The organism is Rickettsiella endosymbiont of Xylota segnis (genome assembly GCF_964019545.1).
GTDB lineage: Bacteria > Pseudomonadota > Gammaproteobacteria > Diplorickettsiales > Diplorickettsiaceae > Aquirickettsiella.
Map to the genome: position 1 here is coordinate 110,597 of NZ_OZ026451.1, position 13,198 is coordinate 123,794.

Annotated in this window: 10 protein-coding genes; 6 read left to right on the plus strand and 4 right to left on the minus strand. The window is 34.5% G+C overall.

What is annotated here, in order from left to right; genetic code table 11:
- Positions 1–5: 5 nt before the first annotated feature.
- Both rpsT and mrdA read right to left on the minus strand, forming a co-directional pair.
- A complete protein-coding gene (gene rpsT / locus AACL18_RS00535; RefSeq protein ID WP_339050647.1) occupies positions 6–281 on the minus strand; it encodes a 30S ribosomal protein S20 in 276 nt (91 codons plus the stop codon).
- Positions 282–400: 119 nt separating this feature from the next.
- Positions 401–2,581 carry a penicillin-binding protein 2 gene (gene mrdA / locus AACL18_RS00540; protein ID WP_339050648.1) on the minus strand — a complete coding sequence of 727 codons (2,181 nt, stop codon included), beginning with the start codon at positions 2,579–2,581 and terminating at the stop codon, positions 401–403.
- A gap of 262 nt (positions 2,582–2,843) precedes the next feature.
- On the opposite strand from mrdA, the gene hemL reads away from it, so the two are divergent.
- Together hemL and AACL18_RS00550 are read left to right on the plus strand one after the other, a co-directional pair.
- Positions 2,844–4,148, plus strand: coding sequence for a glutamate-1-semialdehyde 2,1-aminomutase (gene hemL, locus AACL18_RS00545; protein ID WP_339050650.1), 1,305 nt, complete (start codon positions 2,844–2,846; stop codon positions 4,146–4,148).
- 155 nt (positions 4,149–4,303) lie between these two features.
- A complete protein-coding gene (locus tag AACL18_RS00550) occupies positions 4,304–7,297 on the plus strand; it encodes a hypothetical protein (RefSeq protein ID WP_339050652.1) in 2,994 nt (997 codons plus the stop codon).
- 3 nt (positions 7,298–7,300) lie between these two features.
- Here the strand turns inward: AACL18_RS00550 and AACL18_RS00555 are convergent, their stop codons facing one another.
- Positions 7,301–8,620 carry a pitrilysin family protein gene (locus AACL18_RS00555; RefSeq protein WP_339050653.1) on the minus strand — a complete coding sequence of 440 codons (1,320 nt, stop codon included), beginning with the start codon at positions 8,618–8,620 and terminating at the stop codon, positions 7,301–7,303.
- Positions 8,610–9,920, minus strand: coding sequence for a pitrilysin family protein (locus tag AACL18_RS00560; protein ID WP_339050654.1), 1,311 nt, complete (start codon positions 9,918–9,920; stop codon positions 8,610–8,612). The genes AACL18_RS00555 and AACL18_RS00560 overlap by 11 nt, the downstream gene beginning before the upstream one ends.
- Before the next feature lie 343 nt (positions 9,921–10,263).
- On the opposite strand from AACL18_RS00560, the gene AACL18_RS00565 reads away from it, so the two are divergent.
- The 4 genes from AACL18_RS00565 to AACL18_RS00580 all read left to right on the plus strand — a co-directional run bounded on the left by AACL18_RS00565 (position 10,264) and on the right by AACL18_RS00580 (position 13,138).
- Positions 10,264–10,521 carry an exodeoxyribonuclease VII small subunit gene (locus AACL18_RS00565; RefSeq protein WP_339050655.1) on the plus strand — a complete coding sequence of 86 codons (258 nt, stop codon included), beginning with the start codon at positions 10,264–10,266 and terminating at the stop codon, positions 10,519–10,521.
- Positions 10,521–11,369, plus strand: a complete 849-nt coding sequence (locus AACL18_RS00570; RefSeq protein ID WP_339050656.1) for a polyprenyl synthetase family protein — start codon at positions 10,521–10,523, stop codon at positions 11,367–11,369. Before AACL18_RS00565 ends, AACL18_RS00570 begins: the two co-directional genes overlap by 1 nt.
- 197 nt (positions 11,370–11,566) lie before the next feature.
- Positions 11,567–12,115 carry a peroxiredoxin gene (locus AACL18_RS00575; RefSeq protein ID WP_339051657.1) on the plus strand — a complete coding sequence of 183 codons (549 nt, stop codon included), beginning with the start codon at positions 11,567–11,569 and terminating at the stop codon, positions 12,113–12,115.
- Between the two features lie 141 nt (positions 12,116–12,256).
- The gene (locus AACL18_RS00580) at positions 12,257–13,138 is read left to right on the plus strand and encodes a bifunctional methionine sulfoxide reductase B/A protein (RefSeq protein WP_339050657.1); all 882 of its coding nucleotides are present in this window, start codon (positions 12,257–12,259) and stop codon (positions 13,136–13,138) included.
- Positions 13,139–13,198: the final 60 nt, after the last annotated feature.

A 13,198-nucleotide genomic window follows, 5' to 3' on the forward strand; every position in this document is an offset into this window, starting at 1 on the left:
GAATTTTAGGCAGCAGTAGGTGTTAATTTGCGAATTCTAGCTAATAAACGACTTTTATGTCTAGCTGCTTTATTTTTATGAATAAAACCTTTGTCTGCCATACGATCAATTACAGGCAGAGCGATTTGGTAGGCTGCATCAGCTTCCGGCGCTTTTCCACTATCAATAGCGACAACAACACGTTTAATATATGTCCGCATCATAGAGCGATAGCTAGTATTATGCTGGCGGTGTTTTTCTGCTTGTCGTACACGTTTTTTTGCTTGTTTTGTATTGGCCAATGGACAACCTCCTGAATTAACAACAAACGAACTTACAATAATAGAATTAATGTAAGTCGAGTAAATAGGCGCCAATCATGCCCTTATAGAGGTTATTTGTCAATCGAGAGAAGAGTTATTTAATCCTCTAAAGAATTATTATCATTTATTTCCAAGGAATCTTCTGTATCGTGAGTTTTGTTGAGTTTTGTTTTTGAAAAATATTGAGCCAAAGGATTTTTGTTAGATCCATCTGGCTGGACATTTTGATTTTTATCAGACTTAACAGGAGGGATATCATCTTCAATTTCGTTGTTATCTTCATCGTCTTCGTCATCTTCGACTTCAGTTTTATTAACTTTGGGTGGAGTCGAAGTACCCGTTTGTGGAGAATCCGATAGATTTCTAGATTCGTCTAATGAGTTATCCGATTTTTTTTCAGGGGCAATCACTGGAAGAACTTGCGGAGAAGTTATAGTTGGTATGGGCGAAGGTGGGATTAAGTAATAATCTAAAAGCTTACGAGCAATTTGAGGGGCTGGCGTAACGCTGTTCTGAATAACGATAGCAAGAGCAATAGAAGGTTTTTCAACTGGGGCAAAAGCAATAAATAATGAATTATCGCGCAGCTTGGCAGCGACGGTCTTGGTATCATAACGTTCATCGTTTTTTAAACTATAAACTTGAGCAGTTCCTGTTTTGCCTGCCAAGGTATAGGGAACACCTGGAAAAAAGCGTTCGGCCGTTCCTCCTGGGGCATTAACAACATGTTGCATAGCGGTACGGATAAAACTTAAAATATCTTGTGGTAAATTAATGGGCTCTAAACGTTGTGGTTTAATAAGTTCTACCGCTCCATCACTCTTGCGCCAGCTTAATACCACATGGGGTTTCCAACGTTCTCCCCATTCTGCAAGTGTGCTGACTGCGAATGCTAGCTGTATAGGTGTCACTAATAGAAAACCTTGGCCAATGCCACAATTCAACGTGTCTCCGCCATACCAGGGTGTGTTATAGGATTTTTCTTTCCATTGAGGATTAGGCAGAACTCCACTGCTTTCATCAGGCAGATCGATACCTGTTGGGCTTCCAAAGCCAAATCGCTTTAAGCTAGTATAAATCCGATGTATTCCCATACGTAGGCTCAGATTATAAAAATAAATATCAGAAGAGACAGTCAGTGCTTTAAGTAAATTTACATCACCATAAGCATGACGACGGAAATTATGATAGATCCTTCCTTTTCCGTTTATTTGAAATTTTCCTGTATCATGAATGCTAAAGGTGGGAGTAACCACATTTTCAAGAAGAGCGCCCGTGCTAATGAAAGGTTTGATGGTTGAGCCAGGGTGATAAGCGCCGCGTAAGGCGCGATTAAAGAGAGGGGTTCCTGGTTCATTTTGTAATATTTCGTAATCATGTTGTCGAATCCCACTTACAAATAGATTGGGGTCAAAAGAGGGATTGCTGACAAAGGCTAGAACTTCACCATTCTGAGGGTCTAAAGCTACTATAGCCCCCTTTTGACTACCTAAAGCTTGTTGCGCAAGTTTTTGCAAACTGCTATCGATAGTTAAAGTAATACTTCTGCCCGCTATAGGTCGAGTTTGTTTTAGTACACGTATAATTTGACCATGCACATTTGTTTCTACCTGCTGATAGCCGACCGTACCATGAAGTTGGGCTTCATAATATTTCTCTACGCCTGTTTTACCAATGAAATTACTTGCACTGTAATTGACCGGATCTACATTTTGCAGTTCTTTTTCATTAATTCTTCCCATATAACCCACTATTGCTGCAAAAGGAGTGCCTTGAGGGTAATAACGTATCATTTGCGCTTGAATTGCTACACCCGGAAAGTGATATCTTTCAAGCGCAAATTTAGCGACTTCTTCTTCATTTAATTTTAAGCGTATGGGGACAGGTTCAAAGCGGTGGTGTAAGCGTCGTTGACGCTTAAACTGTTTTAAATCCTCAGCATCTATTTTTATGAAAGCGCTTAATTGTTGAATAGTGGCATCTATATTTTTTACCAAATCAGGCGTAATAACAAGATTAAAGATAGGTTTATTTTCTGCCAGTAAGACGCCATTTCTATCATAAATTAAGCCGCGATTGGGCTCGATCGGCACTAGACCTAGCTGATTTTGACGGGCTAAGGTGGTATAAAGCTTATGCTGAAGGACTTGTAAATAAATTAGCCGACCCAGTAACAAAATACTTAGAAAAGATATACCGATAAGGATAGCGATAGCCCTACGCTTAAACAATTTATGCTCTTGATGAGTATTTTTAAATATATTAATTGGCTTGAGCATAAAGTTGATCGTGCCTTAGTTTAATGCTGAATAACAGCATGGTCCTTGTTATACTCTTCACGCTTGAATTTTTGGTCTATGTTGCTATTCAATTGCATTCCCTCTAAAGCACAAATGTAGGCCTAATGATGACATTTTTGCTCTAGTTTATCGTTTACAATTGAGTAAATTATCGCCAGATACAAAAAAGTATATTTTATCAAATATTTAATTTTTCTGAGTATATAAAAAACTAAAGGTTTAAGACAGGTCTAAGTTATATATGATTTCTTCACATGAGTTATTTAGTAAAGCTAAGCAGTTTATCCCAGGGGGGGTTAATTCCCCGGTTCGTGCCTTTAATGCCGTGGGGGGCGATCCGATATTCTTTTCACATGGGAAAGGAGCTTACTTATTTGATGTTCAAGGTAAATCCTATATTGATTATGTAGGGTCCTGGGGTGCATTAGTCCTTGGACATGCTCCAGAAAAAATAGTGCTAGCTGTCGAGGAAGCCGCTAAACGAGGTTTGAGCTTCGGTGCTCCTACGTCTGCAGAAATTGACTTAGCAGAAAAAATTTCCAGTTTAATGCCTAATTTAGCAAAAGTGCGTTTAATGAATTCAGGCACCGAAGCTACCATGACTGCAATACGCCTTGCTCGAGGTTTTACTGGCAGGGATAAAATTTTAAAATTTAATGGCTGTTATCATGGCCATGTTGATGCATTGTTGGTAAAAGCAGGTTCCGGATTGGCTAGTTTTGGCATCCCAGATAGTGCAGGGGTCCCCAAAATAGTGGCTCAACAAACCTTGAGCGTTGACTTTAATAATCTCGAGCAAGTCACGCAAATGTTTATGCATTATGGTAAAGAAATTGCTGCAGTCATTGTAGAGCCTATCGCAGCTAATATGAATTGTATTTTACCATTATCTGGTTTTTTAGAAGGATTGCGCGAGTTATGTGATTATTATGGAAGCATACTTATTTTTGATGAAGTAATTTCAGGATTTAGAGTAGCTTTAGGTGGCGCGCAAGAAATCTATCAAGTTAAGCCCGACTTAACCACTCTCGGTAAAATTATTGGGGGTGGTTTACCAGTGGGTGCATTAGGTGGCCGGGCTGAGATTATGGACTGCTTGGCTCCACAAGGAAATGTTTATCAAGCGGGTACATTATCCGGAAACCCAATCACGGTAGCAGCGGGTCTTGCTACTTTAGAGGTAATTAGTCAAGCAGGATTCCATTCTGAATTAAATTTGATAAACAAAAAACTAATATCTGGATTATTAGAACTTGCTAAAGACGCCCATATTTATTTTCAAGCACATCATGTTGGGGGCTTATTTGGCTTTCTTTTTAGCGAAGAGACCGAAATTTATAACTACCAACAAGTAAAATTAGCAAATCAATTACTTTTCAAAGAATTCTTCCATAGAATGTTAGCGGAAGGTATATATTTTTCACCTTCTGCTTTTGAATCGGGATTTATATCGAGCGTACATGGAATGCAGGAAGTAGAGTTTACTTTAGTTGCGGCAGAAAAAGTATTTAGTAAGCTAAACGAACAGAATTTAGTGACTGCCTAATTATGTAAATTTCTCAGTAAATGAACAATGATTAGCGTATAAAAAATTTTCTTTATTTTTGCTCTTAGTGTAATTTTAATCAATATTTTTTATTTGATTTATAATTTCAAATATTGTATATAAATTAAAAATATCTAATGGAGAAAAACAAACTAATGGATGTAGTTGATATAACAAATTTGGAAGTTGAAAATTTAAACAAAGTATTTAATAATTCACCTCCCGCCTGCTTGTTATATATATTGAAAGCATTATCTGAAAATAAGAAAAATTTAACTGTTTTAGAAAAGAAAATTGACTTAGGAAATAATTTATTAGTTAAAGTTACCGATCAAGCTTCAATTTTAAAAATAGATAAAGAAAAAGAAGGATTTGAAGCTCAGAAAAAAAAACTAAGTATTTTAATCGGAAAGCTAAACTATATTAAAAGCTCAATTGAAGATTTTCATTTATTTTTTATTTTTATCGGAAGATTTTACACATTAGCAATTAAAAAAGAAAATTTCGAGTCTCCTGGTAAAAAAAATTCTTCAAAATTAATAGCTAAGTTAAAAGCCGAAGAAGAAGATTTATATAATGAATATATCGATGGAAATTGTTTTTCTAAAGTACGGCTAGCCTTATCTCTCGAACCCTATGAATCCTACTTCAAAGAATATACAAAAAATTTCTTTGAGAATATTCAATATTCAAGTGATCCTTATGTAAATACGCTTTTAATTTTAAAAGCTGTATTTTATGAATGTAACTATTTTTATATAGATACTTTTAATTTAACCGATATAAAATTTTTTTTATCGAGAAATATACCTATTAATATCCCTTTGCCAGAAGATAATAATGAGTTAGTAGTATTACGCTGTTTTTTTTTCTATGAGCTTTTATTTAAGTTTTTAAAATTAAAGCCAATTAAAAATAATTTTGATCATTTAAAGAAAGCAATTATCTTAGACTTATCGGTGGTTGATTACAAGGCTAATACAAAGAACACGCTTATTTCTAGCTTAAATAATTTAAAAGAAGCATTGCAAAAAATAGATAATAAACATGATAGTTTTCTTAGAAGGACATCAGTATTAGATAAAGAAGCTGATGTTAATTACGCCTTAGGTTTTTATAAAAGATTAGAAGATGAAATTGAAATAATTAACAAAAAATCAAAATCATTAATTGATAATAAATATTTCAAGTTTGAAAAGATGCAACGCTTGTTAGCAATCATTATTAATGAAGCGAATCTTCCGAAGTTTTTAGAAGTATTTAATAGGAAAATTGGTAATGATTTTTCATTAAATACTGTAGAAAATCCTGATATTATTGGGACTAATAAAGAAGCATTAAGCTATTTATTTCATGTCCTATGTAGGGATAAATTTTATACTTCATTAAATGAAAAAATTAGCCCCTTGATTAAAGGTTCAACTGAAATTTATTCAAAAGAGGATTCTTCTATATTAGATAGCTTAGAACTTGAAGATTTGGTGGAATTTAGTTTTTATTATATATTTAGTTTACTTTATGCAGATTTTTATGCCAGTTTATCAGGGTTTAATACGAAATTATCTTATTCTGAAATGGTTGCATCGAATGTATTTTTCAATATAAAAATCCAATCTTTAGAAATTCTAGTAGTAAAAAGAAAAAAAGAAATAAAGAAATTTCTTAGTAAAATATTTAAAAATAGAGCAGAATATAATCTGCATAGAAAAAATATTCTTGAAGAAATTAAATTAAATTTAGAGACAATTCAAGATCTAAATCAGAGTTTGTCTGAGATAAAATCTTTAGAAACTTCTCTCATTCCAAAATTGAACGATAGTTCTATTCCCATGCCGGAAAAAAATACTCTACTTGAATCATTAAAATCTTTAGATGAAAAACAGAAAGATTGTGAAGCTGAGTATCTCAGAATTGATAAATATAAATTTAATAATAAGTCTAAATCTGAATTTGAAAAAATAAATAAAAATAAGGAAGCCGAGTTTAAGGAGAAATTAGCAACAGAAAATAAGTCTTTGGAAACGCTTAATGAGACATTAAGTCGTATGTCAAAACATTTATCTGAAGGCGTAATGTATGTAGAAGAAACTAGTCAAGATATTAATCTTTTTTTCCAAAAAATAACTTTGAAAATGGATCGGAATTTATCATCGATATTTGAATGTTTTTCAAATTTAAATATCTTTAACAATAATAAAACACAAGAATTTAAAAATTTAAATTTATTTGAATTATTAAATTTGGTCGAGAAATTTGTAGCTGAAAATATCTTGATTAATGAGGATTTTAAAAATAACTCTTTAGGATTGATTGGTAATTTTCATTTATTGACTAGAAACCTGTTTGAACAAATTAAATTAATCATAAAAAAATATCGTAATTGCAATTTTGAAGTTGAAAAAATGTTAAACTCGCTTTCAATTTCAAATCCGCCATCACAATTCTTTTCAAATTCAATAGATAAAGAAATTAACTCAAAAATTATAAAACTATCTAGCGATTATAAGCATATAAAAGAACAATTATACTGCTTAAAAAAAATAATTAACTTGTTTAAATGCAATACAGACGAAACGCTTAAATCATATAATATAATCAAAAAACTAGATGATAAATATCAAAAATTAAATGAACTTTTAAATAAAAAAATTAAGACTCATTACCGGAAAGAAAAACAATTTGAGAACAGCGATAAAAAAGCTTCACCCCATTCTCTACAATCTACTGAAGAAGATATAGAAACAATTCCTGAAGAAAATTTGAAAGAGGAACAACCGGCAAAATCCAATCCTGGTAATGAAAAATCTTTACTATCGCAAGGTGCTAATGACACAGAACTTAGTTTAATCACTGAAGTTTTAAAATCGACCAATGAATGCAACAAGATTAGGACACGTTTAGAAGGAGAGTTTGCAAATAAAGAGCGGGCTAAAGCTGATTTAAAAGCGATTACAACTGACACAAGGTATAACTTTCTTATAAGCCGTATAGATCCACTAAACGTTAGTATCTCACCTGCTGTTGATCATTCTCAGCCAGATCCCGTTGTTTATGCAAATAGCGCTCCAATCATGTTTTTTCCTGCACCACCAACGATAGTAGTAGATACCTACCGTCTTGAAAGTAGCACGGTTTTTTACCCGATATAGCTATTACTGACCCAGCATGACGACAATCATTCTTTCAGGTTTAATCCTTTGGAAAGCATGTCTAATTTGCGTTAAGCTAACAGAATTAATTTTTTGTTGATAAGAATCTAAATAGTTTAGAGGTAGCTTATAAAAACCAATTTTTTCGGTGGCGGCTAAAATATCCTCATTACTTGCAATAGAAGTTGGAAAACTACCTATTAAAGCTTGTTTGGCCCCTTGTACTTCTTGTGAAGTAGGTCCTTTAGCTAGAAAATTTTTTAAAGTTTGTTGAGTTAAAGTGAGTGCCTTAGGCGCTTGATCTCGGCGTGTTTGTAATACGATAAAAAAAGGGCCAGCGGCTTGTAAGGGCTTGAATCCACTGTTTATGCCATAACATAAACCTCTTTTATTTCTAACCTCATTAAAAAGTTTTGAGGTCAGGATCCCGCCACCTAAAATTTGATTACCCACAAGAAGTGGAAAATAATCTGGATCGTTTACAGCAATACCGATTTGACCTAAAAAAATAGTCGTTTGTTTGGACGGATATGGAACTTTTATAATATGATTTTTTAAATGCGGAGAGATGGGTGGATTGGTAGAGATAGCAGTTTTTCCTTTCGCTAGCATGGCAGAAAGCTGTTCAGCTATAGCTATTGCTTTAGTTTTGGTGGTATTTCCAACGATAGCGATCATGGCATTCTGTGCAACATAGTTGTCATTGTAAAAATTTAATAATTTTTTTTGGGATAGTTGCTCAATACTCATTTTATTTCCCAATATAGGTGAAGCATAAGGGTGCAGCCCATATAAATTTTTATAGAAGGTTTTAGCGGCAATCGCGCTAGGTGTCTGTGCTTCTTGTTGCAGGGCGATTAACATTTGTTTTTTTATTCGATTTATTGCAAGGTCAGGGAAAGTAGCATCCTTAAGTAAAGCTGAAAAGTTGTTCAATGCTGGATTGAAGAATTGTGGGGCGCTGAGTGAGCGTAAATTTAAAGCGGTCATATCTTGATTAGTATTCGCACTATAATGAGCACCAACCGCTTCAAAACGATTAGCAATTTGATCTGCATTTAAATTTTGTATGCCTTGATCGAGCATTTGAGCTGTAAATAGCGCTATTCCTGGCGAATTATTATCTTTGGCAGAACCAGCATGAAACAATACACCAATATCTATAATAGGTATTTCATTTTTAGCAACAAAATAAACAGGTACGCCATTTTTAGTAGACCAATGTTCAATTTTTAGAATAACGGGTGAAATTTCAGCTTGTGCAGAACCCAGAATAAATATCGATATGAAAATAAAAAAATTAAAGAAAGGTTTAACGCGCATGCATAGATCCTATAACGGATAAAGAATTTGAATCGGGAACAGTTGTGTTGATGGATAAAGGAAGTAAGTAAGCTATAGTCAAATGCGAAGCAAGCAAATACTTATTCGCAACCGCTTGTATTTGACGTGGAGTGATAGCATTAATATGTTTTAGATAATCGCGCTCGATTTGCCAGGGCAAATTAATTGCTGCTAAACTTCCAAGTTCATTCGCTTTTGCAGTTATAGAATCTTCTCGGTATATTTTGTCAGCAGCTATTTGTGCTTTTGCGCGTGCCAGTTCTTCAGTATTTACACTAAAGGTTTGTAATTGCTTGATTTGCTGTAATAAGCTTGATTCAAGTTCAGATAAATTATGACCAGACGTTGGTGTGGCTTGCAACAAAAACAAGCTGTTTAAGCGACTTATTGGATTATAAAATGCATTAGCATCTGCTGCTATTTGCTGATCTCGGACAAGATTTTTGGCAAAACGAGCACTATTTCCCCCGGATAATAATGTGGCAATAAGATGTAAAACATAAGAATCCTGACTATTCAAACCGTGTTTAATAACGGGTACCGGATAAGCCATAACCAACCAAGGCAACTGAGCAGGAGTATGAATGATGAGGCGCTTTTCTCCTAACGGGGGTAAGTCTTTTCCAGGTTTTATTTTAGGAAGCTTGATAGGTTTCAAATTAGAAAAGTAAGTTTGTGCTAATTGATAAACTAAATTAGGTTTTACATCACCGACGACGACGAGTATTGCATTATTAGGCGCATACCAGGTTTCATACCATTTACGTAAATCTTCAACGGTCATATTTTGTAGATCGTTTTTCCAGCCGATGACAGGATGATGGTAAGGACTTGCAACAAAAGCAGCAGCGTTAAGACGTTCTAACAAGATTTCTTGAGGGTTATCGTCGATTCTCATTCGTCTTTCTTCCATCACAACCTGAATTTCTTTAACAAAATCTTGTGGACGCAATAATAAATTTCGCATTCTATCGGCTTCTAATTCAAAGCTAACGGCTAATTTATCCGCAGAAAATTTTTGATAATAAGCAGTAAAATCTGAATCGGTGAATGCATTTTGTTCTCCTCCGTTTTCAGAGACAATTTTTTCAAGCACACCGGGTCCAAATTTTTTTGTTCCTCGAAACATCATATGCTCTAAAGCATGTGAGATCCCTGTTATTCCATTGGGTTCATAACTACTACCCACTTTGTACCATATTTCTGAGATCACTATCGGAGCTCGATGATCTTCTTCAACCAATACAGTTAACCCATTTTTTAAATGATATTCGTGCACATCCTCTGCCCAGCACAATGAGGATAAGAATATTAGACCCAAATAAACTAGTATTTTTTTTAAAAACATCGATTAATTTCCTACAGAACTATAGTGTTCTTTCCCTGACTCGTGTCTAGCTCAAGCTGATATTGGAGTTTACCCATGAGGGACGCAAATGATCATCTTCTGAAATATTCAAGCGGCTGTCCTAACTTATAATACCATCGATATGGTAACAATTATTGTCTTTATTTGACATCACTTTATAGGCCTCTCATAATTATCAGTATTATTTTGCCTGTTTAGAAGTTTGTAGCGTAATACAGCTATTTAAGCATCGATAAAAAATGAGGTTACTTTCATGCCAAAGATAAAAAAAAATACAGTTTCTCAGTTCGAAAAAGGGTTGCAAGAACTTGAAAAAATTGTTGAGCAAATGGAACGAGGCAATTCAACCTTAGAAGATTCTCTCGAGCAATTTAGTCGGGCCGTGAGTTTATTAAAAGACTGTCAATTGACTTTAAAAAATGCAGAGCAAAAAATACAAATTTTGACTAACGTAGATACCACCCAGAAAAAAGAATTGCTACCTTTTGAAATAAATGAAGAATTAGCCTAGTGAACCTAAAAACTGATTTTTTAAGTTATCAAGAGCGCCTTAATCGCTTATTAACGGATTGTTTGTCAAATCCTTCTCCGCTTTCCAAACCCTTATATGAATCGATGTATTATGCAGTTTTAAATGGCGGAAAGCGTTTAAGACCTTTATTTATCTATACTTTAGGCACTACTTTGGGACTATCCTTGCAGGATTTAGATCATGCAGCCTGTGCGATTGAATTAATTCACGCCTATTCATTGATTCATGATGACCTGCCGAGCATGGACAATGATGATTGGCGTCGAGGAAAGCCTAGCTGTCATAAACAATTTGGCGAAGCTATGGCTTTATTGGCAGGTGATGCGTTACAAGCTTTGGCTTTCGATGTGCTTCTAAAAGCCCCATTACAGCCGGCTAAAATTGTAAAAATGCTTAATGTATTGGTAAAAGCGGCTGGACCATGGGGTATGGTGGCGGGTCAGGCGATGGATTTTAATGGCGCTGGCTGTTCAGATAAATGGAGTACCGAAAATATCCATTCCTTAAAAACCGGGGCGTTATTCGAAGCTGCTTTTCAGTTACCTGCTATAGTCGCTGATTTGCCAGCAAATAGTCTTTTGACCTTAAAAAAAGTAGGTAATAATGTAGGTTTAGCTTTCCAGATCCAAGATGATGTCTGCGATAATGAAAATATCGAATTTTGGCAGGATTCAATTGAAAGAGAAAATCACCTAAAAAACCTTAAAGAGCAAATTATAGCGGATTTAGTATCTATTGAGATAATTTCACCTGAAGAAAATCAACCTCTTATTAAATTAATAATAGCTCTATTAGAAATGAATCCATTGAAAATAACTATCAATTAGATAGAGAAAAATCATTTCTTTAATGGAGATGGGACTGTTATAATCGGTCAGGTAGTTTCAATATTCAGGTGTATATAGTAAATATGGATTTATTGTTTGACCTGAACTAATTCTAGAAATTATCAATAGATGGCCTGCAAAAAACTAATTGCCGGCGTTCTCAATAAATGAAATGAGAGGAAAATAACGATATGTCAATGCTAAAAGTAGGGGATAAATTACCTGAATTTAAGCTCACAGCTACGGTTGATATTGATATCAGCAAGGCTTTTACTGAGATTACCCATGCATCTTATCCCGGCAAGTGGTTAGTGCTGTTTTTTTGGCCTAAAGACTTTACATTTGTATGCCCTACTGAAATTGTGGCATTTAATGATCTCAATGCTAAGTTTAATGAAAGTAATGCCGTGTTATTAGGTGGTAGTACAGACAGTGAATTTGTGCATCGCGCATGGCGACAATACAACGATGATTTACGTGATCTGTCATTCCCTATGTTGAGTGATATTAAACGTGAATTATGTAATGATTTAGGAATATTAGATAACGATGCGGGTGTTGCCCAACGAGCGACCTTTATTATCGATCCGGAAGGTGTTATTCGCTTTAATATGGTGACTGATTTGAGTGTTGGGCGTAATCCTGAAGAGGTCTTACGTATACTTCATGCTTTACAAGACGGAGGACTCTGTCCTTGTAATTGGCAAAAAGGTCAACGTACCATTAACCTGGCTGAAGTGGCTTAAATTAGTAAAATTAGTTCAATGAGACCCGCTTCATTAGCGGGTTTTTTTATGCTTTTCAAAAATAAGATTAAACAAAGTGTAATGTGTTAAATTTGATCTATACTTACGAAAGTATTTGTTGAAGAGTTTCCTAAAATTATTATGAAAAAACTTACGCCTGAGGAAGAAAATGTTATTTTATTAAAAGGTACTGAACCTGCTTTTTCAGGGAAATATTGCCGATTTAATGAAAAAGGAGACTATACCTGTAAACAGTGTGGCGCATTGCTATATCATTCTTCTGCCAAATTTGATTCTGGATGTGGCTGGCCTAGCTTTGATGATGAAATACCCGACGCGATTAAACGAGTTCCTGATCCAGATGGACATCGTACTGAAATTACCTGTGCAAAATGCGGAGCACATCTTGGCCATGTATTTACTGGTGAAGGCCTGACGTCAAAGAATGTTCGACATTGTGTTAATTCAATATCGCTAGAATTTACTCCTAAAAATGAACTTGCCAAAGATTTGCAGAAAATTCCAGCCAAAATTAATCCTCAGACTGAAACAGCTATTTTTGCCGGAGGGTGTTTTTGGGGGGTAGAACATTTAATGGAGCAATTTCCAGGAGTTATTTCAGTCAGATCTGGATATATTGGCGGAAAAACGTCTAATCCGACCTATAAACAAGTTTGTACTCAACCTACCGGACATGCCGAAGCGGTAGAAATAATTTTTGATCCTCACAAAATTAATTACGAAACCTTAGCTAAGCGGTTTTTTGAAATTCATGACCCAGAACAATTGAATCGACAAGGACCCGATGCAGGAGAGCAATATCGTTCTGAAATTTTTTATACAACTCCTGAACAAAAAGAAATCGCTATAAAATTGATTAATATTTTAAAAGAAAAGGGTTTTAAAATAGTGACTAAAGTTACACCAGCAACTACATTTTGGAAAGCTGAAGATTATCATCAAAATTACTATAAAAAAAACCAAAAACAACCTTACTGCCATTTTTATATTAAAAAATTTTAAAGACTATTAACTTATTTATAGTGCTTTAAGCCTATATTTGAACTCATTGCAGTAGATTAC